Here is a 24,780-nt window from a genome sequence, read left to right as displayed (position 1 = left end):
TTTGCACCAAACCGGCCTTTTTTGCGAATTAGACGCACCAAACCTGGGATTCTGAAGATCGAAACGGGCGCTACCTAACAACCGGATCAGCTCGCCCCCTCATTCGATTGACGGAAACGGTTTGCTGTCAGCTCTATTCAACTCGGGCATTGCCGCAAAACTTTCGGACAATTTTTCTTGCCAAATACGTCGCATTTGGACTAAATAATCGTCGTCTTCTTGAAAACTATAATATTCATCCAATACTAAACTATCTTTGCGATAAATCAGTAAATCTACCGGAGGCCCCACACTGGCGTTACTACGCATCGTAGAATCCATGGAGATTAAACTGCACAGAGCCGCCTCATCCAATGAAGTATTGATTTTCAAGAAGCGATCCAGCACCGGTTTGCCGTATTTATTTTCGCCGATTTGCAGATAGGGGGTTTGTGTAGAAGTGGTAATGAAATTACCCTCAGGATAAATCAAATAAGCGCCGTGCGGTTCACCGGCAATTTGACCTGCCAATAAGAAGGTTGCCGAAGGAAAAAAACCGCTTTGCCCGGCATTGGTGTGGCGTTGTTGTTTCTCCAGACTAACCTGGCCCAAGTATTCCGCCGCTTCTGCTAGATATTGAACAGTGTTCAGATTGACCGCAGTACATTCTTTAATATCACGCTTTATCCGATCCAACACGCTTTGCGTAGTAGCAAGATTACCCGCACTGAGCAAAACGATTATTCGATCATTGAACGTGGGTATCACATGCATTTTGCAATGCACGCTCACGTTATCAATACCCGCGTTCGTACGGGAATCCGAGGTCAAAACCAATCCGTCTTTAACCGATACCGCAATACAATAAGTCATGGCCAATCTTTACTTAAACATCGAGCAGTCGCCCAGTGTACTAAATCGGCCTATCTCGGCCAAGCGCGAATTATTGCTCGGATTGAAATCATCCAAGCACAAATTAAGAAAGGCTTCCGACCCAATTCACCCGGCGGACCGCCAGATTAATGAATCCACTTTGGGGCTTGGCCGATCCAGCAACTACTTCGCCACATCTTCAGATCGATAAGCGCTTGTCCAATTCAGCGCCCGGCAACTTATCATAATGCCGACGCCACACCGACTCACCCGGTCGCCGCCACGCCTTGCCTCAATTTCAGCGCGCAATTGGCTGATAAAATGCCTTCAGGACCGAATCTTGTGGCATTTTTATCTTTGCTGTTGCGTAAAGTCTTTCCTGAACCTCAAACTAAGCAATCTAGTGACTCCCTGAAATTGGCGCCGCCTTGTCGACCGCCAGCTCAATAATACTGGCTTTTTGCGCATTGCTGTTTGATCCACCCACAACCGATTTAACTATTTTAGCGGCGGTTTCCACAACAATCTTATGCGAAGCATCGTAGTGGCGGCGTAACACCGAATCGGTCGGATAGGGTTCATGCAATGCGGCCGTTTTCGCTGCTTCGTCAGCTAGAAAATGCCGCCTGAGCACCGAATCTTCCGGTATTTTGGCTGCAGCCGCTTGAATGGGGGCTTGCGGTTCCGAAACGGTCTCGGATTCCGCTGAAGCCTTAGAGCCGACTTTCCGTTCTACGGCGATCTTATGCGCAACATCGTAATGACGCCGCAATACCGAATCGGTCGGGTAAGGTTCATGCAGGGCAAGCGCTTCGGCAGCCAGATTTGCGAAATAATGCCGCCTGAGCACCGAATCTTCCGGTATTTTGGCTGCAGCCGCTTGAATGGAGGCTTGCGCTTCCGAAACGGTCTCGGATTCCGCTGAAGCCTTAGAGTCGACTTTCCGTTCTACGGCAATCTTATGCGCAACATCGTAATGACGCCGTAATACCGAATCGGTCGGGTAAGGCTCATGCAGGGCAAGCGCTTCGGCAGCCTGGTTTGCGAAATAATGCCGTCTGAGCACCGAATCTTCCGGTATTTGCGGAGTTTCTTTTGTTTGAATAGCCGGCTGGGATAACACTTCGGTTTTTATAAGCTCCGGAGGCCGATTTTTGCCCATGACCTGCTTCTGAACGGTGGGCTTTGATTCTTCCGCCTCGGCGCGGCCGCCGATTACTGTTTGACTTAAACCTATTGCCGACTCCGGCTTCGAACGGCGCTGTATTCTTTCCTCATTCGGAAAAGCCACTTGCTCTTTCCGCCCGCCACGCTTAACCGCGAGAAGGATAAGCAGCACAAGCACAAGGCCGGTCAACGCTATAATGATGGTTAATTGGGTGGTGTCTAAAGAATTGAAGATGACTTTAAAGTCTTCTAATGATGCCATGGTCCCCCTCCTGTTATTTATTATCTAATTCAGCAGGTCGCCGCAATGCATTCGGGTACTATCAAAAACAAATGCGAACAAGCACCTTGTTTTTACTACAAAAACACCGACAAAGAAACCCCTTCAACTAAAAAATTATTTCAAATGGCAAATACCCCGAAAGCGCTATGTTTTGCCCGAATTTTCTTTGCATTGGTCAAGCAACCATAGGATCATATCGGCGTGTCTGAATACGGAACACGCCATCTTACATTTCCGGCTTAAATTTAGGAGTGCCTACCATGAGCAATCAATCCTGCACCTATGTCATTTTCGGTGCAACAGGAAACCTGGCCCGCCTCAAATTAATGCCCGGGTTTTATCACCTGGACATGGAAAACAAGCTCCCCGAAGGCACTCGCATCGTTGCAGTAGGACGACGCCCCTGGGACAGAGAAAAATGGCTCAGCGAAGTTCGCACCATGTTGGAAGAAAAATTCGGCGGTAAACTGGATGAAGCATTGTTTAGTCGCTTCAGCCAACGCTTGTGTTATCACCGGGGCAATTTAGACGATGCTCAATGTTATCAAGACCTTGCAGAGACTCTAAACGACTCGGCAAACTTTCCCAAGAACATCGCTTTTTATTTGGCCATCAGCCCGGACGAATTCGGCAATGTTATCGAATCACTGAGCAATGTCGCCTTATTAAGCGAGGAATACGGCTGGCGGCGCGTGGTGATCGAAAAGCCGTTTGGTTACGATCTGGAAAGCGCTCAAGCGCTGCAAAAACGTTTGGAGCGCTATTTGAGTGAAGATCAGATTTACCGCATAGACCATTACCTGGGCAAGGGCATGGTGCAAAACGTCTTGGTCTTCCGATTCGGCAATGTCATGTTGGAACCCTTGTGGAACCGGAATTACATCGACCACATTCAAATCACGCATTCCGAAGAGCTAGGCATCAGTACCCGCGGCGAATATTACGACGGAGCCGGCGCCTTACGCGACATGGTACAAAGCCATTTGTTGCAATTACTGACCTTGGTCGCCATGGAACCGCCCGTTGCAATGGACGCCGAGGCTCTGCGCGACGAAAAAGTCAAAGTGTTGAAATCGATACGGCCTATTCCAAAATCCGCCGTCCACGCGCACGCTTTTCGCGGTCAATATGCCAAAGGCACGATCAAGGGCCAGCGAGTCAAAGGCTATCTAGAGGAGGACAATATTCCCGCGCATAGCACGACCGAAACCTATGCGGCGATAAAGCTATTGATAGACAATTGGCGCTGGCGCGGAGTCCCGTTTTACCTGCGCACCGGCAAACGCATGGCGGCGGGTCAATCCGCCATTTCGATTTGTTTCCGCCATCCGCCGTTACAGTTTTTCCGCGACATTCATGCGAGCTGCCTCAATCCAAACTGGGTGGTTTTAGGCATACAGCCCGAAGAGTGCATACGAATCGAAATGACCGTGAAAGAACCCGGTCTCGAAATGCGCACCCACACCACGAGTCTGGACGCCAGTTTCCGCCAGCCTGACCAGCGCCCGGTGGATGCCTACGAAGACTTGCTGCTGGACGTGACTCAAGGAGACCGATCGCTATTCTTGCGCTTCGACGAAGTCGAATACGCATGGCGCATCGTTGACCCGGTCTTGCAGACCTGGGCGACCGAACGCGATTATATTCCGACTTATCCCGCCGGCAGTTGGGGACCGACGGAAAGCAAACGCTTATTCGAAAAAGAAGGCCAGTTTTGGCGCAGCTCGCTTATGCCGGAGTGTGAACCATAAATGAAAGCAAGGAGAAGGCGATGACTGCCTCCTCCACGAAACTCAAGCACTCAATACTAACTTGCAGAGTCTTCTTGCCCTAGGAAGCGATATACCCTGGCGCCAATCACTGCACCAACGATCGGTGCCAGCCAGAATAACCAAAGTTGAGCTATTGCCCAGTCACCGACAAAAATCGCCACGGCAGTACTTCTAGCGGGATTCACGGAAGTATTTGTGACCGGAATGCTGATCAAATGAATCAAAGTTAAACATAATCCGATTGCGATCGGCGCAAATCCTTGGGGTGCTCTCGCATCGGTTGCTCCCATAATCACCAGTAAAAACATCATTGTCATGACCACTTCAGTAATCAATGCCGATAACAAAGAATAACCGCCGGGCGAATGCTCTCCATAACCATTGCTAGCAAAGCCGGCAGATACATCAAAATCCGCCTTACCGCTGGCAATCAAATACAATACCCCTGCAGCGACGATACCGCCTAAGACCTGCGCCACAATATAAGGAAACAGCTCCTTTGCCGAGAAACGTCCACCCGCCCAAAGACCAATCGACACTGCCGGATTCAAATGACAGCCCGATATATGACCGATCGCAAATGCCATAGTCAACACCGTCAGACCAAAAGCAAACGCCACCCCTAAAAGACCAATTCCAACACTAGGGAAAGCCGCCGCTAAAACAGCGCTACCACACCCACCTAGCACCAACCAAAAAGTTCCGAAAAACTCCGCACTATATTGTTTCATATTTAAACCTCGTAGATGTTATTGTTATATCGTCAGTTAATATGCAATTAGGGCATTGCCGAAAGTTACACGGATAAACAGGTAATCCAAATGATATTAAAAATATAATAGGTAAACCCGCAATAACTAAAATTTAGCGTTGTGGAGGTTTTGATTAACGTAAACCCTAAGTGCCTCCACGGACCGAAGTCTAACCACCTATACTTCAAAGTCAAATAAATTCACTATAAGCAATGACTTACAACATTGTTTGACTTGAATCATCAAACCAAATTCTGCGGATTCTATTGATTTAGTGTTTTATAGAATCTATTGCAAAAGCCATCGCGGAAGCGACGCTAGGTCGCGGTAAAAAGAGCTGCATCCGTGCAGCGTTTTTTGGCCATCAGTGTTTAATGCCAACCGCCGTATTGCGTGGTCGGATCGCCGCGGAAACCGGAGGTGGTTTTATTCGCGGCCGGCACCGTTCCCGTCCCTTCCGCCGCACGCACTAAATTTTTATGGGTATAGCCGCCCAATGCCTTCGCGTCCTTGGCAATGCGCGTACTCAAGGTATTGATATCAAATTTACTGGCATCAGCATGGACCACCACGGAAATCATCCGTTCGTCGTCGGAGGCGTCTGCCGTTGGGTAATAAGCCAAAATAATCGGCAATACCGTGCCGGCGGGCACCTCGATACTGTAGTGCGGCCCTTCGCTTAATTCGATTTTCGACAATTCCTGACCTTTTTCGGTCAACGCTTTAACGATACCGGTTTTTACCGGCCCTTCATCGTTGGTTATCAGCCCTTCTAAAATTTTAATCTTTTCGTATTTTTGTACTTTCGGTTTACCGATCGCCGACGTTTGGGGGTTCGAGCCGGAATCGCAGCCGAACAGCCCAATGCCGCCGATCAATAAAACACAACTAATCCCGAGAATGGGTTTCGATATAGGTGTCATTATTTTCTCCCCGTATTTTTTGCAAATGAATTCCTGTTCCAGTGTAACTCAATTGGACAGATGATGCGGCCGATCAGATTACGGTTGAATTTCTAGCCTTTCGGCTTTATAGTGATTCGGTTTTTATACTTGCAAATCAACACCATGCCATCATTCGATATCGTTTCCGAACTGGACAGCCACGAAGTAACCAACGCCGTCGATCAGGCCAACAAGGAAGTTTCCACCCGTTTCGACTTTAAAGGCAGCAACGCCAGCTTTGAACAGCAAGATGACAGTATTCTGATGAAAGCCGAATCGACATTTCAACTACAACAAATGCTGCCGATTCTATATAGCAAAATGGGCAAGCGCGGCATCGACATCGGCAGCCTGGAAAGCGGCAAGATTCAAGACACGGGTAAAACCGCTCAACAATCCATTGCGTTAAAACAAGGCATAGGCAGCGACTTGGCGAAAAAAATCGTCAAGTTGATCAAAGACAAGAAACTGAAAGTACAGGCCGCGATTAACGGCGATAAAGTGCGCGTCACCGGTAAAAAACGCGACGATTTGCAGGAAGTCATTCAGATGCTGCGTAGCGAGGATCTCGGCCAACCCCTGCAATTCAATAATTTCCGGGATTAAAGTCATCCATTTTTGTTTCATGCCGGCGGCGGGGTACGGGCTTCGCCGCCGGTTTTATTTTATGCTTAGCCTTTCAATTACATATGACCGTTTTTGACCGTCGCCTCGAGTTACAACGCGCGGCACAACTTAACCGAGAATGCCAATGCGTGTCATTAGACCGGCAGCAACTACGCCGCGAATTGTCCAAACAAACCGATGGCGATGTGTTGTATCGCATGATTTGTGAAGAAAGGCCGCATTTGATCGCCGACCAGGCAGTGTTTGTCGCTTCGGCCTGCATACAGAGACAGCGCGATATCATAGCAGCTATAGAGCGCGTCATTGCATTACCGGCTTACCAAGAACGGGTATTGGCTTACGCGCCCAAATCCGCTGAATTTGTACCCAAATCAGAGGGGGTTTTTCTGGGTTATGATTTTCATTTGAGCGCCGAAGGATCGCGCCTGATTGAAATCAATACCAATGCCGGGGGCGCCTTGATCAACTTGATGTTGACTCGCGCCTACAGCGCTTGCGACACCTGCCCCGGTAAACCGACCGCACTCATCGCCAAAAATACCGAGCGGGCCATCATCGACATGTTTCAAAATGAATGGCGTTTATCCGGCCGCGACCAGGCGTTAACCACCATCGCAATCGTCGACGAAGCACCACAGCAGCAATACATGCTGCCGGAATTTCTACTATTCCGTAACCTGTTTGCCGAACACAACATCCGGGCCGTGATTTGCGCCCCCGGTGAACTTAGGTTTCATGACCAACGTTTGTGGCATAAAGAGACTGCTATCGACCTGGTCTATAACCGTCTGACCGACTTTGCGCTGGAACAGCCGGGTCAACAAATTTTGCACGACGCCTATTTGGCCGGCGCCAGCGTTGTAACCCCACACCCCCGAAACCATGCCTTGTATGCCGACAAGCGCAATCTTGCCCTGCTTACCGATCCGGATACACTAAAGGAAATGGGAATTGACGCCGACACCATCGAGCTTTTGCTGCACGGGATTGCCCAAACCGAAATCGTAAAACCGGAAAATGCCGAATCTTTATGGCAGCGCCGCAAGCAATTGTTCTTTAAACCGGCCAAGGGTTACGGCAGCAAAGCCGCCTATCGCGGCGACAAACTGACTAAACGCGTTTTTGCCGAAATTCTGCAATCAGATTATGTGGTACAAACGCTGGTGCTTCCGAGCGAACGCCAATTGCAGGTCGCCGATCAAGCGGTGGAATTGAAATTGGATTTGCGCCATTACGTTTATCAAGGCCAGACTCAAATCGCCTGCGCCCGCCTATATCAAGGCCAAACCACCAATTTTCGCACGCCTGGCGGAGGGTTTGCCCAGGTCGTCGAAGTCCCTATCACCGATTAGCGCACGACAATCGTAAAAGCCTTTTCCGTCGTGTTATTGACTGTTTACTCTTGAATCTACGGTCGGCCTATCAGGCCGAGCTACCCAAGCCACTAAAGCCGTGTTATGGTTTGAACCACTTAGATAACCATTATTCTGAATCCGGGGCATTTTCATGACCACGCCACTTGTTATCGCGAAAACGGCTACGCACGAGCTTTGTTTATTATCGAATATGGCGAATCGCCATGGCTTGATTGCCGGGGCAACCGGCACCGGCAAGACCGTCACGCTACAAACCTTGGCCGAAGCCTTTTCCGAAATCGGGGTACCGGTATTCATGGCCGATGTAAAAGGCGACCTGTCCGGACTTAGCCGGACAGGAGGCGGCAATATTAAAGTGGAAGCCCGTATCGATGAAATGAGATTGACCGATTTCGGTTATCGAGCCGCACCGACTTTATTCTGGGATGTGTTTGGCAAAAAAGGCCACCCTCTGCGAACGACGATTTCAGACATGGGCCCTTTGCTGCTGTCGCGCATGTTAAATTTGAACGACACCCAGTCGGGCGTACTCAACGCAGCCTGCAAAATTGCCGACGACAACGGCTGGTTATTGCTCGATTTGAAAGACCTGCGGGCAATCCTGCAATTCGCCTCGGACCATGCTTCCGAGTTGCGCGCCGAATACGGCAGCTTATCCGCGGCCAGCATAGGCGCCATCCAGCGCACTCTGTTACGCATGGAGCAGGAAGGCGCCGAGCACCTATTCGGCGAACCGGCGCTCGATTTCAACGATTTATTACAGACCGACGCCGGCCGCGGCGTGATCAATATATTGGCTGCAGATACGCTATACAATTCACCGCAGGTGTACGCCACCTTACTGTTATGGCTGCTATCCGAACTGTTTGAGAACCTGCCTGAAGTAGGCGATATGGAAAAACCTAAGCTGGTGTTCTTTTTCGACGAAGCCCACTTGCTGTTCGACGACGCGCCTGCCGCCTTGCTGCAAAAAATCGAGCAGGTCGTACGCCTGATCCGCTCCAAAGGCGTCGGCATTTATTTTGTCAGCCAGAATCCGCTGGACATACCCGATACGGTCCTGGGCCAGCTCGGCAACCGAATTCAACACGCACTACGTGCCTTTACCCCGCGCGACCAAAAAGCCGTCAAAGCCGCCGCCGAAACGTTCAGAAGCAATGGCGAACTGGACGTTAGCAAAGCCATTTCCGAACTAGGCGTCGGAGAGGCGCTGGTATCCTTCCTGGATTCCAACGGCGTACCGACTCCGGTTGAACGCGCCCTGATCAAACCGCCTTGCTCCCGCATAGGGCCGATAGACGCAAATGAGCGCCGCCAAGTGATCGAAAACTCGATGATCCACGGGCATTACGAAAAGTCGATCGACAGGGAATCGGCCTACGAAATTCTAAAAGAACGAGCCGAAAAATCCCCTGATCCACGACGGAATTCTCCCGGTTTCGACTGGGGCGACATCCTAGCAGGAAACGGCAGCAAAAAGCGCCGGCCAAGCCGCCGCAATAGTCAAAGCGTCCTGGAAACCGCCGCCAAGAGCGCGGCCCGCAGCATAGGTCACGAGGTCGGCAGACAAATCATGCGCGGCATACTAGGCTCTTTGCTCGGAAATGGGAGCAAACGCTAGACATAGGATTCTTTCGACTAATCTATTAACCGGGGCATTATGATCGCGCTGGCATTGCCGACGAACATCAAAAGCATTCCATGCGGGAGCGGCACTCGTCGCGGCGAAGCGCCGCTTAGGCGATGACTTTTACAATAAACACAATATTTTCGCTTTAACCGAACTACTCATGACGACAATCAGCATTCAACAAATAATGGCCGAAAGCGGCGTCGCATTCGGCACCAGCGGTGCACGAGGCTTGGTCAGCCAAATGACCGCTCAGGTCTGCGCGGCTTATACCTTGGCCTTTTTAAACAGCCTTAACTTGGCCAAGCCGGGACAAAAAATCGCTGTGGGCATGGACTTGCGCCCTTCAAGCCCGGCCATCGTCCGCGCTTGCGCGGCAGGCATCCGCCAATCCGGCTGCGAGGTCGACTTTTGCGGGGTCTTGCCTACGCCGGCTCTTGCACTGTATTCGATGACTCATGGCATGCCGGCTATCATGGTAACCGGTAGCCATATCCCATTCGACCGCAACGGCATCAAATTTTACCGGGCGGACAGCGAAATCAGCAAAGCCGATGAAGCGGCTATTAGCTCGGCCCAAGTCGATGTGGCCGATATCGATGACGACGGCGTGATGCCGCCGCTTAACCCGGCCGCATTGGAACAGTTCAAACAACGTTACACCGGCTTGTTCCCCGCGAACCTGCTGTCCGGCTGGCGTGTCGGCATATATGAACATTCCAGTGCCGCCCGCGATTGCCTGCGTGAAATCCTGCAAGATTTAGGCGCGGAGGTCGTCGGCCTGGCGCGCACTAACACCTTCGTTCCGATCGATACCGAGGCGGTCAGCGCCGAAGATCGCCAGCGCGGCTTGGACTGGGCCGCACAACACCGATTAGACGCTTTGATTTCCACCGACGGCGACGGCGACAGACCGCTCATTGCCGATGAAACCGGCAATTGGCTGCGCGGCGATATCGTCGGTTTGTTGTGTGCGAAGTTTCTCGGCGCCGACACTGTGGTTACGCCCGTCAGCTGTAACACGGCCATCGAGCTATCCGGTTTATTCAAACAAGTCGTACGTACGCGTATCGGATCACCTTATGTGATTGCCGGGATGGAACAGTCTCCAAGCGGCGGCGGCGTCGCGGGTTTCGAAGCCAACGGAGGCTTTTTGGCGGGTATCGGCTTGCATGTCGGCGACCGTCTATTGAGGCCTCTGCCGACCCGCGATTCGATATTACCGGCCCTGGCTTTGCTGGCCATGGCCAAACAAGAAGGCACTAGGTTATCCGCCCTACCGGCCGACCTGCCCGAACGCTATACCGCAAGCGATCGCTTACAGAATTTTCCTGCCTCGGACAGCCAAGCCTTAGTTAGACAACTGCAAATCGACGAAAACGCTTGTCGAAATTTGTGGGGTAGCGAACTCGGAACCGTTACCAGGCGCGATTTGACCGACGGCTTGCGCCTTACCTTTGAAAACGGCGAAATCATACATTTAAGACCATCCGGCAACGCGCCGGAGTTGCGCTGCTATGCCGAAGCCAACAACATGGACCGAGCGCAGCAATTAGTTAACACCAGTTTGCAGCGCATTGCTAAACGGGCCATTTAGTCAAAAAAGAATCGGCGAACGATTCTTCGGGAATCAGGATGTCGAATTTTATAGCCAGGTTTTTTTAGCAGAAACAGACCGATTTTGCCATAACCGCGTAAATTTCATAGTCGGCACTGAAAATACCGGTTTAATCTAACGCAATAAGAAAGGGGCCTGCGCCCCTTTCTTATTGTGGCTTTGCCTAATAACGGTAATGGTCAGGTTTATAAGGCCCCTCTACCGGAACATTAATATAGGCGGCTTGCCTATCCGTCAGTTCGGTCAACTGAACGCCGAGTTGCGCAAGATGGGCTCGCGCCACTTTCTCGTCGAGTTTTTTCGGTAATACGTAGACTTTGTTTTCGTATTGATCCGCATTGGCCCATAGTTCGAGTTGAGCCAAGACTTGGTTACAAAACGAATTGGACATGACAAAGCTAGGGTGACCGGTCGCACAGCCAAGATTGACCAACCGGCCCTCTGCCAACACGATGATGCGTTTACCGTCGGGAAAAATCACATGATCGACTTGCGGCTTGATGTTTTCCCATGTGTATTGACGTAATGCGGCGATTTCGATTTCCGAGTCGAAATGGCCGATATTGCAGACGATGGCTTGGTCGCGCATGGCCTTCATGTGATCGTGAGTAATGACGCTGACATTCCCGGTGGCGGTCACGAAGATATTCGCCACGGGGGCAGCCTCTTCCATCGTCACAACGCGGTAACCTTCCATAGCAGCCTGCAAAGCGCATATCGGATCGATTTCGGTCACCCAAACGGTCGCGCCTAAGCCCCGCAAGGATTGCGCGCAGCCTTTACCGACGTCGCCGTATCCGCAAACGACGGCAATCTTGCCGGCCACCATCACGTCGGTCGCGCGTTTGATGCCGTCGACCAAGGATTCGCGGCAACCGTAAAGGTTATCGAACTTGGACTTTGTGACTGAGTCGTTGACATTGAAGGCCGGAACTTTAAGCGTTCCTTTCGCCACCATTTCGTATAAACGGTGCACGCCGGTGGTGGTTTCTTCGGACAAGCCTTTGACACTGGCCATCAGCTCCGGAAATTTCTCGTGCATCATCACGGTTAAATCGCCGCCGTCATCCAGTATCATATTCGGGCGCCAGTTATTAGGTCCGAGAATGGATTGCTCTATGCACCAGTTGAATTCCTCTTCGGTCTCGCCTTTCCAGGCAAATACCGGTATACCGGCTGCAGCAATGGCTGCGGCCGCATGATCCTGCGTTGAAAAAATGTTACAGGACGACCAACGAACCTCGGCCCCCAGCGCCGTCAAAGTTTCGATCAACACGGCGGTCTGAATGGTCATATGCAAACAGCCGGCGATACGTGCGCCTTTCAGAGGTTGCTCCGCACCGTATTCGGCGCGCAACGACATCAAACCCGGCATTTCGGTTTCGGCGATGTTGATTTCCTTACGGCCCCATTCCGCCAAAGATATATCGGCTACTTTGTAATCTGCTTGACTCATGCTATCGCTCCTTATTTAAATACCAGCATTTAAATACCAGCCGCGTCTCTCAACGCTTCGGCTTTGTCTGTCTTTTCCCAAGTGAAAGCAGATTCGTTGCGGCCGAAATGGCCATAGGCTGCCGTGCCCCGGTAAATCGGCTTCAACAAGCCCAATTGCGCAATCAGGCCTTTAGGGCGCAAATCGAAATGCTCGCGCACGATTTTGACCAGACGCTCTTCTTCGATTTTACCGGTTCCGAAAGTTTCGATACTGATCGAAGTCGGCTCGGCCACACCGATCGCATACGAGACTTGAATTTCGCAGCGCTCGGCCAAGCCCGCCGCAACGATATTTTTCGCCACATAGCGCCCCATATAGGCCGCGGATCTGTCGACTTTTGACGGATCTTTGCCGGAAAATGCGCCGCCGCCATGACGGGCCATACCGCCATAGGTGTCTACGATAATCTTACGCCCCGTTAAGCCGCAGTCGCCTACCGGTCCGCCGATAATGAACTGCCCTGTCGGATTGATCAAATATTTGGTGTCTTTATGCAGCCATTCTTGCGGTAATGTTGGCAGGATGATTTCATCCATGACGGCTTCTTCCAATAGCTTGCCGCCAACATCCGGCGAATGTTGCGTCGACAGTACCACCGCATCGATAGCCACCGGCTTATTGTCCTGGTAGCGGAACGTTACCTGGCTTTTCGCGTCCGGACGCAGCCATGGCAAGGTTTTGTTCTTACGCAGTTGGGCTTGCCTTTCCACCAAGCGATGGGCGTAGGTAATCGGCGCAGGCATCAGAACGTCGGTTTCGTTACTGGCGTATCCGAACATCAACCCTTGGTCGCCCGCCCCTTGTTCGTGATTTTCGGTCTCATCCACCCCCATAGCGATATCGGCCGATTGCTTGCCGATCGCATTCAATACAGCGCAGCTATTACCGTCGAAACCAATGTCGCCGTGATCGTAGCCGATTTCGCAGACCACCTTTCTTACTAGTTCTTCCGTATCAACCCAAGCTTCGGTCGTGACTTCGCCCGCCAGAATCACCATTCCGGTTTTTACCAGCGTTTCGCAGGCCACTCGGGACCTTGGGTCCTGCTCCAGCAAAGCATCGACAACCGCATCAGAAATCTGATCCGCTATCTTGTCGGGATGGCCTTCGGACACGGACTCGGAAGTAAATAGGTAGTTTTTATTCACGGTGACACACCTCGCGATAAATATAGTGTGAATATAGAAAAGGCCGTTTAATACGGCCTTGAATTATGGTGGGCCCTGTAGGACTTGAACCTACGACCTGCCGATTATGAGTCGGATGCTCTAACCAACTGAGCTAAGAGCCCTAATATTATTCGCCATCGAGGAAACAACGCAATTGCTCTGACCGAGAGGGATGGCGCAGTTTTCTGAGCGCTTTGGCCTCAATTTGGCGTATTCGTTCGCGGGTTACGTCGAATTGCTTCCCTACTTCTTCCAAGGTATGGTCTGTATTCATATTGATACCGAAACGCATACGCAGCACTTTCGCTTCCCTTGCGGTCAATCCAGCCAATACGTTCTGGGTCGATTCACGAAGACCGGCGATTGTAGCAGATTCGACCGGCGAAAGCATCTTCGAATCCTCGATAAAATCGCCTAAATGCGAATCCTCATCGTCGCCAATCGGCGTTTCCATCGAAATCGGCTCTTTAGCAATTTTCAGCACTTTACGGATCTTGTCTTCCGGCATTTCCATACGTTCCGCCAGTTCTTCCGGCGTTGCTTCCCGGCCCAGTTCCTGCAAAATTTGCCTCGAAACACGATTTAGTTTGTTAATGGTCTCGATCATATGAACCGGAATCCGGATGGTTCTGGCCTGGTCGGCAATGGAACGAGTAATGGCCTGACGTATCCACCAGGTCGCATAGGTTGAAAATTTATAACCTCGGCGATATTCGAATTTATCGACCGCCTTCATCAAACCAATGTTACCCTCTTGGATTAAATCCAAAAACTGCAAACCGCGGTTGGTATATTTTTTAGCAATCGAAATAACCAAACGTAGATTAGCCTCGATCATTTCTTTCTTCGCGCGTCTAGCCTTGGCCTCTCCCAATGCAATGTTGCGACAAATGTTTTTTAGCGTCGCAATGCTCAAACCATATCGAGCTTCAATATCAGCAAGCTTTTGCTGCGCTTGTTTAACCTGCTCTTCATTGGCAATCAAGACATCAGAAAATTTCGGATTTTCTGCAGAAAACTGTTCCAACCAACCGAGATTCGTCTCATTTTCGGTAAATGCATTAATAAAATCACGGCGTTGCACTTTAGCCTTTCTGACAAAAACTTCCATTACTTGTCTTTCTTGCTCTCGAATCGCAGCAATGACTCCATCGGCAACAGATGTCATTTTTTTCAGATACGGCGGCGCCCATTTAAACTCAGAGAAAATTTCGTCGAGTGCATCAAACGCTTTTTCGGTTTTATCGTGACCATAACCGTTCTTTTTGACAGCCGCGATAGCCGCTTTTAAAACTTTTCTGAGCGCATCAACTCTTTCTTTAATTTCTTCATAATCGACGACTTTGACTTCTTCATCACCTTCTTCGTCCGAAGGCGCTTCAATCTCGTCACTTTCGACCTCGATCTCTTCGTCGATATCGGAATAGTCGACAAATCCCTGCACCAAGTCGCCCAAACGAATGCTGGACTCTTCGTCAGCTACGTTATCGAAGTCTTCTACGAAGGTCTCAACTATAAAACCAGAACGGGCAATTGCACTAACAACTTGGCGCTGCCCTTCCTCTATACGCCGGGCAATTTTTAGCTCTTGCTCACGCGTCAATAACTCCACTGACCCCATCTCCCGCATATATAGCCGCACCGGGTCGGTGGTTCTACCGAACTCGCTATCAACGGACGCTAAAGCCGCAACTTCGGCCACATCTTCTTCATCATCCGAAACCACTGCATCCGCAGAAATCAATGAATCATCATCGGGAGCCACCTCGTAAACCTGGATCCCCAAATCGTTGATCATGCCAATAACTTCATCAATCTGATCAGGATCCATGATGTCGCTAGGCAAATGATCGTTAATTTCGGCATAGGTTAAATACCCTTGCGCCTTGCCTTTCGCTATCAGCTGTTTCAGTTGAGATTGCTGTTGTTCTTGATTCATTCGTTACTCACAATACGTTTTAAGCACCAAGCGCCGCAGAACAGGGCATTATAGTATTAAAAGACAAACTAGTCACCTATAAGCGTTGATCAAATAAAGCGCGTAGCGCTTGCCTTTCTGCGGCATTCAGACCTTCCCGCTTTTCCTTAGCCAATAACTCACTCAATTTCTCCTGCCTCGAATACCTCACTAATTGAGTCAGCGCGTCGGAAAACTCGATTTCCTTTCCATCGTCCGGCACATTTAATTCGAGAGCGGCCAAGGCCTTGACGGCCTTTTCGTGTGGCGACTCACGATACAGTTCTAATAAAATTGCGCTATTTTTCGGTTTTTCAAGGGCAATTTTTTGCAAAACATCTTCCAATAGCTCTAAACCGGCAAATTGCAAGCCATCCAAACAAAAATTACGACCAGCGACCACCCGGTCTAGTTCGGGATCCTGAATTAACAATGCAAGCACTCGGCGCACTAATGACGAGCGCTGCCGATCCTCTTTTTTCGCCACCCGCCCTTGCATCCTAAGTGTAGACCGATTTTGCCCAACATCCACAACCTGTTTGCCGGTCATTTCGCCCAGACGAGCGATCATCATGTCCTTAAAAATGCCCGAGGGAATCTGTTCCAATCGCTGGCCGGCAGATACCATTAGCTGCGAACGACCCTCTATGGTCGACAAATCCAGTTGTCCACTCAGCGATTCAAAAAAATAATCGGACAACACATTTGCCTCGTTGACTCGATCCATAAACCCCGCCTCCCCGCACTCTCTAACCAATGAATCCGGATCATGCCCTTGCGGCAACAGCATAATTTTAACTTGCCGGCCATCGCGCAAACAGGCCAGCGAAATTTCTACCGCCTTCCATGCCGCTTTTCTTCCGGCATCATCCCCATCAAAACAAAACACAAGCTCCGAGCTATAACGAAACAACAAATCGACTTGGTTTTTTGATGTTGCCGTACCCAGTGTCGCCACCACATTCGAAATACCGTGCTGGGCAAGCGCAATCACATCCATGTAACCCTCAACTATCAGAATACGTTCGGGCCGGGAATTCTTTTGCAACAGCTCGCATAAACCGTAGAGCTCTTTTCCCTTAGAAAAAACGGCTGTCTCCGGGGAATTAAGATATTTAGGCAAACTACCGTCCAACACGCGCCCCCCAAACCCAATGACTCGTTTACGCTTATCCCGGATCGGAAACATTAAACGACCGCGAAATCGATCATAAATCTTGCCGCCATCCCTAACGACCAACATGCCGGCGTCAATCAAGGCATTGCGATCGAATCTCTCCATTACCGCACCCCAAGCTTCCGGAGCGTACCCCAAGCCGAAATCACGCGCGATCTCGCCGCTTACTCCGCGCTGCTTGAGATACGCTACCGCTTTACCGCCTTCTGCGCCGCGCAGTCGCTCGACATAAAAAGCCGCTACCGACTCCAACACGGAATAAAGTCTGGAGAAGTCCCCATGCTTAACAATTGCAAAATCGCCACCCATCTCCCTCGGCACTTCGACACCGACGAAAGCCGCCAGATCTTCGACAGCCTCAACGAAACCTAGGTGACTGTAATCCATTAAAAAACCAATAGCATTGCCACTCGCTCCGCAGCCGAAACAGTGATACATCTGCCGCTTGCGATTCACAGAGAAGCTGGGGGTTTTTTCGGCATGAAAAGGGCAACGCGCAACAAAGTTACTGCCGACCTTTTTGAGAGGGACGCGCGAATCGATTAGATCGACTATATCGACCCGCACCAATAAATCGTCGATGAACTGCCGCGGTATCCTGCCGGACATATTACCGACACGAGAAGACACTAAACTGCAAATCGAGCCTTGATCCTAGCGCTAACGTCCGCCATGTCGGCACGACCTTGCATTTGCGGCTTAAGGACAGCCATCACCTTACCCATGTCTTTAATGGATTCAGCACCCGTTTCCGCAATCGCTTTAGACACCATCTGGTCAATCTCTGCTTCGCTTAACGCTTGAGGCAAGAAATCTTGAATCACCAAAATCTCCGCCTCTTCAATTTCAGCCAAGTCTACGCGATTTGCGTCACGATACTGCTTGATAGACTCTCGGCGCTGTTTGAGCATCTTGTCGAGCACAACAACAACCCTGTCGTCATCCAGCTCAACCCGCTCATCCACCTCAATCTGCTTGATGGCGGCCAACATCATGCGAATAGCGCCTAATCTGGCCTTGTCGCCACTCTTCATTGAGGCCTTCATATCGTCTTTTATGCGCTCCTTTAACGAGCTCATAGCAATAACCTTAAGTTTGAGGGCGACCGCGGCGCAGGTTTTTCAGCGCATAACGTTCGCGGGCCAATTTTTTTAAATGGCGCTTAACTGCGGCAGCGCTTTTACGTTTGCGTTCGGTAGTTGGTTTTTCATAAAACTCACGGCGACGCACTTCGGCCAGCACACCTGCTTTCTCGCAAGCACGTTTAAATCGGCGAATGGCAATATCGAAGTTTTCGTTTTCTTTAACTTTAACTGATGGCATTATCAAAAATCCGAAGTATGTTAGTATTTTAAAACATTGGCGACAAAATTCGCCCTATAAAACCAACCGATTATACCTATAAATTACTTTTATTCAAAAATTATGTACGTTTTAGGCATAGAAACTTCTTGTGACGAAACGGCCGCCGCCATATACCACAACCATAATGGGTTGATATCACATAGTTTATATAGTCAAGCGGTAACTCACAATGCATACGGCGGCGTAGTTCCGGAGCTAGCATCCAGGGACCACACTCGCAAGCTAATTCCGCTGGTAAGAAAAGTATTAATAGACAGCAAATTGACCCATTCAGACATTGATGGCATCGCTTATACCGCCGGCCCCGGCCTAATGGGAGCGCTACTCGTTGGCGCAACCACGGCCCGAAGCCTAGCATGGGCATGGCAAGTGCCGGCTGTCGCAATACACCACATGGAAGGCCATCTTTTGGCACCTATGTTAGAAAATAACCCGCCTGACTTTCCATTTGTCGCATTGTTGATCTCAGGCGGACACACAATGCTAATCGAAGTCGGCGGGATAGGCCGCTATAAATTACTAGGCGAGTCTCTAGATGACGCCGCAGGCGAAGCCTTCGATAAAACGGCTAAATTGCTCGGCTTGAATTATCCCGGAGGACCCGCCTTATCCAAGCTCGCATTGCAAGGCAAACCGCGATTTCAATTCCCACGCCCCATGACCGACCGACCCGGCCTCGATTTCAGTTTCAGCGGACTAAAAACGTTTACTCTCAATACCTTCGAAAACAGCAGCAAAAGCCAAGTTGATAAAGCCGACATTGCTTTCGCTTTTCAACAAGCCATAGCCGAAACGTTGACTATAAAGTGCAAACGCGCATTATTGCAGACCGGCCTCAAAACCTTGGTGGTGGCTGGCGGCGTCAGCGCAAATCAAGAAATCCGCCGCCAAATACTAGCGCTAGGCAAAAAGGAAAATATCCGGATTTATTTCCCGAGACCCGAATTTTGTACCGACAACGGCGCCATGATCGCATATGCCGGCTGCCAACGTTTGCAGGCAGGACAAACACAGCAACTGGAGATATTTGCCCGTCCACGTTGGCCTATAAGCGAGTTATTAAGCATCTGATCAGGTCTCCGTCCCTTCCAGCAATCGTTCAATATTGCTCTTGTGCCGCCACAACAGAATCAGTGAAATTAACACGAAGGTCACCAGCACATTCAGATCGCCAACGATAAACCAAACGTAAACAGGCGCCAGCACGGCAGCTACCAGAGCGGACAATGACGAAATCTTGCCAATTTTGTAAACGGCAAACCAAGTCCCGGCAACAGCCAACCCCAACAGCCAGTGCACTCCCAACATCACTCCAAATGAAGTCGCGACACCTTTACCCCCCTTAAATTCAAAAAAAATCGGGTATAAATGCCCTAAGAACGCGGCAAACACCACCAACGATAGCAGTAGACTATCAACATCCAATATCTGCGCCAGTAGAACAGGCAACAAGCCCTTTACCGCATCGCCCGCCAAGGTGATTGCCGCCGCTTTTTTTCCGGCAATGCGCATGACATTAGTCGCTCCCGGATTACCCGACCCATTTTCCCGCGGATCCGACAAGCCCATCATTCTGCAGACAATGATGGCACTCGACACCGAACCCGTTAAATACGCCAAAGGCACCAGCAACCATTCGAACATTTAATTAACCTCACTCTCCAAAACGTGTACACTCGAGTCATCTGCTCGATACAGATAAAACAAAAATTATAATAACTGGAAAATACTCATGGACATCATATTTTTAGGTGGGCTTGAAGTCGAAACCGTAATTGGCATTTATGATTGGGAACGGAACATCAAACAAAAGATCATATTGGACATCGAAATGGCGTTTGACATAACAAAAGCCGCCGAAACCGATGACATTACGCATGCGCTTGATTACAAAGCCGTTTCCGATCGCGTCGTATCCGTTGTCGAAGCCAGCAAGTACTATTTAGTCGAGACATTAATCGAACATATCGCAAAAACCATACTGCACGAATTCCCCACACCTTGGGTAAAAATCACCCTGAACAAAATAGGTGCCGTCAGTAGAGCGCGCGACGTCGGCATCATCATTGAACGCGGAAATAAATAGCATGCCTATCGGTTATATTAGCATCGGCAGCAACATCGACAAGGAGGTCAATATCCCGTCCAGCCTTACGGCTTTGGCGAAAGCCTTTGGTGAAATCCAAATATCCAGTATCTACCAGACAGAACCGGTTGGATTTGTCGGCGATAGCTTTTTCAATTTAGTGGTTCGCTTCGAATCCAATCTGAGCGCCAAAGAGGTTGCAAAACAATTACGTCAAATTGAACTAGATCACGGCCGCACAAGAGAATCGCAAAAATTTTCCGCTCGCACGCTGGACTTGGATTTAATCTTATACGGCAACCAAGTGATTAGCGACGGACGCTTACAAATCCCTCGCGATGAAATCGAGCGCTATGCTTTTGTACTCGAGCCGTTGGCCGAAATTGCACCGGACGAAACACATCCAGTGACCGGAAAAACCTACCGCGAACTCTGGCGGCAATTCGATAAATCCAACATAAACCCCATCAAAATCGACTTAGCCACGCTTTTAAGAAAATAACATCCTGCCTCCGTCGACCGTCAATACATGTCCCGTAACATAATTAGCTTCCTCCGCCAAAAACCATACCGCCTTGGCGATATCGTCAACTTCGCCATAACGCTGCAGCGCGATTTTCTGTACAATCCCAGCCTTGACTTCATCGTCAAGCGGGTGCTCGGGCCATAAAATGGCTCCCGGCGCTACCGCATTAACTCGCACGTTCGGAGCCAACTCTTTGGCTAGGCACTTCGTCATTGCAACCAAACCTGCCTTAGCGATGCTGTATACCGGAAAATCAAGCAACCCTCTTTCGGCGTGAATATCAACGATATTGATGATACATCCCTGCTTTTCCGCGAGCGGCGATGCCAGTGCTTGCGATAAAAAAAACGGCGCCTTGAGATTCACAGCCAATAAATTGTCCCAATCTTGCTCGGTCACTTGCCCTACCTTTCCAGCATAAAACAAGGAGGCATTGTTAACCAAAACATCGATACCGCCTCTGGCCCGCACCCAATTCGCCAATCCGGTTACTTGCTCAATCGTTGACAAGTCCGCTTGAAACACGTGCGCGGAATTCGGGCGCAAACCATGAAGCTCCGACGCCAACTGTTCGGCTTGGTCCGACGAAGTGAGGTAATGCAGCAACAGGTCGTAGCCGCTCCGATGCAGCTGCCGGGCAATCGCTGCGCCAATACGCTTAGCTCCTCCCGTAATTAGCGCAACACTTGTCATTCTATTTGCGAAACGCTTGCTATCAGTTTCTTTCTTATTACATAAACGACGGCAACGGCACAAACAACCGGCATCTGCGTCAGTAAAAACTCAAGTATCGAATGCTTAGTGACTGCGTCCGCTAAAGGCACAACCAGCAGAAACTTCGCTAACCACCATGTTAGCCAATAGCCGATCAAGCCTATGACAGCCCAGTTGACCACTGGCGCATTATTATTTTTCGCCGCCAAGTAAAACCAAATTAAAGTCAGAATACCAAACAACTTAGCCAGAAATAACATACCCCCTCCCGTTCTATTTATTGTAAAAAGTCAAACGCCCACAGCGTCACAAATGTAATCAAATTATGCCGAAACATCAAATACGAACAGTAGCTCAACTCCAGCGCCAAATAGCTCTCGCATGAGATCTATCTGAGACATATAATCCGCAGCCGTTCTGATAAAAAAGATTAACAGGGGTATCTCGTGAGGAAAAATAATATTTTTGCCGTGCTGTTCTTACTATGCCTGAGCAACATGACCTTGGCTCAATCAACCGGCCATATCGGCCATGGCGGCGGAGGTGATAGCTCAGCCTGCGTCAAAGCAAAAATCAGCCGGTACACTCCCGAACACCTGGCTACTGTAGCCCCAGGTTCCGAGTTTTCATTTTTTGCATCCGGCAGTAACGGCCCGGACCATATTCATGTCAATATCAAACAACGCCCTATCCACGTAGCGGTCGAAGATAAAGAAACGTTTTATATCGTTAGAGGAAAATTACCGGAAGATATCAAAAACACCGTGGTACGCATTTCCGTTACCGTAAAAGCAAAATCGGGCAAATGCGACGCAGAAGGTGGTTGGTTATTAAAAGTCGGAGAATAATTGGAACAGGGCGTCCGTGATACCGCTCTGTCGGGCGGTATATTTCTAATCCCACTCAAATAATGTCCAAAGATTGATATTGGTTTGTGCATCCAAATCGCTCTTTTTCACATCCAGAGTACCATCACCATTCAGATCCAAAAAATAATACGGAGGTCCCACTTGCGGTATGACCTTGACCATGTAAAGTTTCCCGCCCCGTCTATATTCCTGAATGGTATCTTTGCCCTTCCGGATAATCGTAATATCAGGCTCCATTTCCTCCCCTGATTGTATGCGTGGCGGAAGCTCCGGCGGCTCAGGAAGCGCGGGCGGCTCTTCCAATTCGGACTCTGACCAAACCTCAACAGGCGAAAAGACCATCAGGGAAAATATCAAAAAACGGAGCATTCTAATCGGTAAGTCAGTCAGTTTAGGTAGGCATCATAAACCAGTTTCGCAAATCACGTTGCGTGTAAAGCATTTTATCTCCTTCAGATCAAAGCAAAAAGCCAACACCCTTTGCAGAGCATTGGCTTCGTCGAACTGTAACAAACGTATTTTAGGCTTGTTTAAGCAAGTACTTTTCTACGCTGGTTCTCCTAACGAAACCAGGCTCCTCGAGTGCCTGTCTGACCATATAACGCTCGACACCGGAAACCGGGGAAGATTCCCTAGTGATCATATGTTGTTTGGAAACATATTTGGCCACACCGGTCATCTCCGCGACGTCTTTTTCCTGCAACTCCTGGCGCCGGACGTATTTCGCTACGGAGCTGATTTCAACTCTGGGCTCAACCGCCAATAATTGTTTGGCCAGATACTTGCTGACGCCGGTCCGCGGCTCTTGATATTTCGCCAGCGTGACTTGCTTTGCCAAATACTTCGCGACACCGCTCATCGGCTCGACCTGGCTTTGCAACCGAATTTGCTTAGCGATATAACGGGCGACCCCGGTAGTCGTGACATTGCCAAGGGCCTCTTGTTTAGCGATATATTTTGCGACGCGAGAGCCTTCGAAGGTTTCATCAAACGACGGTTCTTGCCTTTGTTGGGCCGCCTCAAACTGTTCGGCTTGCTGACGAGCTTGTTCGGCTTGCAGCTTTTCCTGCTCGACATAACGAGCAACAATCGCGGCAGCCGCGGCTTTTTTTGCTTCCAGCGCTTGCTGGGCGACAAATTTAGCAACGCCGGTACTCGGTACTTGGCTTTTCTCCAACTTTTCAAGGCGTCTAATATAATTCGCCACACCCGTCGGTTTAACAGCCTCTTTATCCAGCAGTGTTTGCTTACTGACGTATCTCGCTACACCCGTCGTTGCAGGCGTGTCTTTCGCGAGCAATTGGTTCTTCAATACGTACTTAGCCACACCAGTCACTCTAGGAGCGGCGCCGTCCCGCATATGCTGTTTGGTCACATACTTCGCAACCCCAGTGACGATATGACCGTCATGCTCTTGTCTGGTGACGTATTTTGAAACACTGGTCACAGGCATTTCACGCGCATGGATTGATTGCCGCAACAAGTATTTGGCAACTTTGGTAACCGGGTTTTCGTTTTGATGGGCGAGATATTTCTCGACTCTGCTAGGCTCAGGTTCTGGCTCGGGCTCGACTATTTCTTCGACTTCCATTTCCTCGGCGACGTCCTGGACCTCAAGCGACGGCTTATTGGCTTCTTCCAATGCCAACTGTTTTGCCAAGTATTTAGCAACGCCGGTTAATGGCTCTTCTTCGATGACTTCTTGTTTTGGCTCCAGCTTTCGTAAATAACGGGCGACGCCAGTCAGCTGATCGTCTTCTCCGTAGGCTTCGCCTCTACTTTCGACAACACCGCCGGCAGACGGCTTGTCGAAAAATAAGGGCGGCAAGATGCCAAATAAGCTATTCATCAAACTGTTTTTTTTCATTTGAGAATACTCCTGATTGAATTAATGAAGGCGCAACAGCCGCTCGGCTAATTACTTCCTGCTAGCGCAACCCGCCTATAACAAAACCGGTCACAATCGCTTTCTTAATTTGCTTCGCTAAACAGTACTTTGGGCTGGAAATTGCTTGCTGGGTATTTAGGATCGAACTCCGCAACCTCTTCTTTTCGGGAAGAAGATTCTTGATTAACGCATGGTACCGAAGCGTTGCTGGAGCCAGTAATCGGTGACGATGAGGCGACTACCGATTCGTCTTGGAAGAGCACTTTCGGTTGAAAATCCGCAGCTGGATACTCCTCGGCCCGAATTGCCGCAGCCGCCAACATCAACCCGATGAATAGTCCTAGGTTCATTTTCGTTTTATTCATATTGCTTACCTAAACTCCTAAATTAAAACACCGGCCCTTGCATAGGCAAGGACCGGCTTGCTTCACATTAAAGCACAGCTTCCACATTGGCAACGACATTTTCGACGGTAAAGCCGAACTCTTTGAAGAGCTGGCCGGCCGGTGC

25 protein-coding genes and 1 tRNA gene are annotated in these 24,780 nt (G+C 49.8%); 9 read left to right on the top strand and 17 right to left on the bottom strand.

Features of this window, described 5'->3' with window-relative positions; all coding sequences use genetic code 11:
* Positions 1–99 precede the first annotated feature (99 nt).
* Together ACW73I_RS08975 and ACW73I_RS08970 are read right to left on the bottom strand one after the other, a co-directional pair.
* The gene (locus ACW73I_RS08975; RefSeq protein WP_458028934.1) at positions 100–852 is read right to left on the bottom strand and encodes a peptidase; all 753 of its coding nucleotides are present in this window, start codon (positions 850–852) and stop codon (positions 100–102) included.
* A 400-nt stretch (positions 853–1,252) separates the two neighbouring features.
* Positions 1,253–2,281: a hypothetical protein gene (locus tag ACW73I_RS08970; protein ID WP_458028933.1), complete on the bottom strand. Its 1,029-nt coding sequence runs from the start codon at positions 2,279–2,281 to the stop codon at positions 1,253–1,255.
* Between the two features lie 281 nt (positions 2,282–2,562).
* On the opposite strand from ACW73I_RS08970, the gene zwf reads away from it, so the two are divergent.
* The gene (gene zwf, locus ACW73I_RS08965) at positions 2,563–4,053 is read left to right on the top strand and encodes a glucose-6-phosphate dehydrogenase (protein ID WP_458028932.1); all 1,491 of its coding nucleotides are present in this window, start codon (positions 2,563–2,565) and stop codon (positions 4,051–4,053) included.
* Between the two features lie 56 nt (positions 4,054–4,109).
* On the opposite strand, the gene aqpZ is transcribed toward zwf, so the two are convergent.
* Both aqpZ and ACW73I_RS08955 read right to left on the bottom strand, forming a co-directional pair.
* On the bottom strand, positions 4,110–4,805 hold the full coding sequence (gene aqpZ / locus ACW73I_RS08960) for an aquaporin Z (RefSeq protein WP_458028931.1): 696 nt from the start codon (positions 4,803–4,805) through the stop codon (positions 4,110–4,112).
* 392 nt (positions 4,806–5,197) lie between these two features.
* Complete coding sequence (locus ACW73I_RS08955; protein WP_458028930.1) at positions 5,198–5,749, bottom strand: hypothetical protein; 552 nt, start codon at positions 5,747–5,749, stop codon at positions 5,198–5,200.
* 144 nt (positions 5,750–5,893) lie between these two features.
* On the opposite strand from ACW73I_RS08955, the gene ACW73I_RS08950 reads away from it, so the two are divergent.
* From ACW73I_RS08950 to ACW73I_RS08935, 4 genes are all read left to right on the top strand, one after another.
* Positions 5,894–6,376: a YajQ family cyclic di-GMP-binding protein gene (locus tag ACW73I_RS08950; protein ID WP_458028928.1), complete on the top strand. Its 483-nt coding sequence runs from the start codon at positions 5,894–5,896 to the stop codon at positions 6,374–6,376.
* A gap of 149 nt (positions 6,377–6,525) precedes the next feature.
* Positions 6,526–7,749 (top strand): hypothetical protein, encoded by a 1,224-nt coding sequence (locus tag ACW73I_RS08945; protein ID WP_458028926.1) that lies wholly within the window; start codon positions 6,526–6,528, stop codon positions 7,747–7,749.
* Between the two features lie 154 nt (positions 7,750–7,903).
* Positions 7,904–9,394 carry a helicase HerA-like domain-containing protein gene (locus ACW73I_RS08940; protein ID WP_458028925.1) on the top strand — a complete coding sequence of 497 codons (1,491 nt, stop codon included), beginning with the start codon at positions 7,904–7,906 and terminating at the stop codon, positions 9,392–9,394.
* 169 nt (positions 9,395–9,563) lie between these two features.
* The gene (locus ACW73I_RS08935) at positions 9,564–11,000 is read left to right on the top strand and encodes a phosphomannomutase (protein ID WP_458028924.1); all 1,437 of its coding nucleotides are present in this window, start codon (positions 9,564–9,566) and stop codon (positions 10,998–11,000) included.
* A 184-nt stretch (positions 11,001–11,184) separates the two neighbouring features.
* Here the strand turns inward: ACW73I_RS08935 and ahcY are convergent, their stop codons facing one another.
* The 7 genes from ahcY to rpsU form a co-directional block, all read right to left on the bottom strand.
* Positions 11,185–12,477: an adenosylhomocysteinase gene (gene ahcY / locus ACW73I_RS08930; RefSeq protein WP_458028923.1), complete on the bottom strand. Its 1,293-nt coding sequence runs from the start codon at positions 12,475–12,477 to the stop codon at positions 11,185–11,187.
* Between the two features lie 29 nt (positions 12,478–12,506).
* Positions 12,507–13,667, bottom strand: a complete 1,161-nt coding sequence (gene metK, locus ACW73I_RS08925) for a methionine adenosyltransferase (RefSeq protein ID WP_458028922.1) — start codon at positions 13,665–13,667, stop codon at positions 12,507–12,509.
* Between the two features lie 66 nt (positions 13,668–13,733).
* Positions 13,734–13,810 (bottom strand) — tRNA-Ile (locus tag ACW73I_RS08920).
* Positions 13,811–13,815: 5 nt separating this feature from the next.
* Entirely contained in the window at positions 13,816–15,627 is a 1,812-nt protein-coding gene (rpoD, locus tag ACW73I_RS08915; protein ID WP_458028921.1) for an RNA polymerase sigma factor RpoD, read from the bottom strand.
* Positions 15,628–15,703: 76 nt separating this feature from the next.
* The gene (gene dnaG, locus ACW73I_RS08910; protein WP_458028920.1) at positions 15,704–17,431 is read right to left on the bottom strand and encodes a DNA primase; all 1,728 of its coding nucleotides are present in this window, start codon (positions 17,429–17,431) and stop codon (positions 15,704–15,706) included.
* A 20-nt stretch (positions 17,432–17,451) separates the two neighbouring features.
* A complete protein-coding gene (locus tag ACW73I_RS08905) occupies positions 17,452–17,901 on the bottom strand; it encodes a GatB/YqeY domain-containing protein (RefSeq protein ID WP_458028919.1) in 450 nt (149 codons plus the stop codon).
* Between the two features lie 10 nt (positions 17,902–17,911).
* Positions 17,912–18,145, bottom strand: a complete 234-nt coding sequence (rpsU, locus tag ACW73I_RS08900) for a 30S ribosomal protein S21 (protein ID WP_458028918.1) — start codon at positions 18,143–18,145, stop codon at positions 17,912–17,914.
* Positions 18,146–18,247: 102 nt separating this feature from the next.
* On the opposite strand from rpsU, the gene tsaD reads away from it, so the two are divergent.
* Positions 18,248–19,258, top strand: a complete 1,011-nt coding sequence (gene tsaD, locus ACW73I_RS08895; protein ID WP_458028916.1) for a tRNA (adenosine(37)-N6)-threonylcarbamoyltransferase complex transferase subunit TsaD — start codon at positions 18,248–18,250, stop codon at positions 19,256–19,258.
* Here tsaD and plsY read toward each other — a convergent pair whose 3' ends face one another.
* On the bottom strand, positions 19,259–19,831 hold the full coding sequence (gene plsY / locus ACW73I_RS08890; RefSeq protein ID WP_458028915.1) for a glycerol-3-phosphate 1-O-acyltransferase PlsY: 573 nt from the start codon (positions 19,829–19,831) through the stop codon (positions 19,259–19,261).
* An 88-nt stretch (positions 19,832–19,919) separates the two neighbouring features.
* Here plsY and folB point away from each other — a divergent pair, with 88 nt between their 5' ends.
* Both folB and folK read left to right on the top strand, forming a co-directional pair.
* Positions 19,920–20,273, top strand: coding sequence for a dihydroneopterin aldolase (gene folB, locus ACW73I_RS08885; protein WP_458028914.1), 354 nt, complete (start codon positions 19,920–19,922; stop codon positions 20,271–20,273).
* A gap of 1 nt (position 20,274) precedes the next feature.
* Complete coding sequence (folK, locus tag ACW73I_RS08880) at positions 20,275–20,775, top strand: 2-amino-4-hydroxy-6-hydroxymethyldihydropteridine diphosphokinase (protein WP_458028913.1); 501 nt, start codon at positions 20,275–20,277, stop codon at positions 20,773–20,775.
* Here the strand turns inward: folK and ACW73I_RS08875 are convergent.
* Positions 20,764–21,492: a pteridine reductase gene (locus ACW73I_RS08875; protein ID WP_458028912.1), complete on the bottom strand. Its 729-nt coding sequence runs from the start codon at positions 21,490–21,492 to the stop codon at positions 20,764–20,766. The genes folK and ACW73I_RS08875 overlap by 12 nt on opposite strands.
* Entirely contained in the window at positions 21,489–21,773 is a 285-nt protein-coding gene (locus tag ACW73I_RS08870) for a hypothetical protein (protein ID WP_458028911.1), read from the bottom strand. The genes ACW73I_RS08875 and ACW73I_RS08870 overlap by 4 nt, the downstream gene beginning before the upstream one ends.
* A gap of 186 nt (positions 21,774–21,959) precedes the next feature.
* On the opposite strand from ACW73I_RS08870, the gene ACW73I_RS08865 reads away from it, so the two are divergent.
* The gene (locus tag ACW73I_RS08865) at positions 21,960–22,361 is read left to right on the top strand and encodes a hypothetical protein (protein WP_458028910.1); all 402 of its coding nucleotides are present in this window, start codon (positions 21,960–21,962) and stop codon (positions 22,359–22,361) included.
* A gap of 45 nt (positions 22,362–22,406) precedes the next feature.
* Here ACW73I_RS08865 and ACW73I_RS08860 read toward each other — a convergent pair whose 3' ends face one another.
* The 3 genes from ACW73I_RS08860 to ACW73I_RS08850 form a co-directional block, all read right to left on the bottom strand.
* Positions 22,407–22,685, bottom strand: a complete 279-nt coding sequence (locus tag ACW73I_RS08860) for a DUF2782 domain-containing protein (protein WP_458028909.1) — start codon at positions 22,683–22,685, stop codon at positions 22,407–22,409.
* Positions 22,686–22,902: 217 nt separating this feature from the next.
* Positions 22,903–24,249 (bottom strand): hypothetical protein, encoded by a 1,347-nt coding sequence (locus ACW73I_RS08855; protein WP_458028908.1) that lies wholly within the window; start codon positions 24,247–24,249, stop codon positions 22,903–22,905.
* 104 nt (positions 24,250–24,353) lie between these two features.
* Complete coding sequence (locus ACW73I_RS08850) at positions 24,354–24,635, bottom strand: hypothetical protein (RefSeq protein WP_458028907.1); 282 nt, start codon at positions 24,633–24,635, stop codon at positions 24,354–24,356.
* Positions 24,636–24,780: the final 145 nt, after the last annotated feature.

Source organism: Methylomonas sp. MgM2, assembly GCF_054172045.1.
Note: the sequence above shows the minus strand (reverse complement) of the source record. Positions and strands in the feature narration are given on the sequence as shown.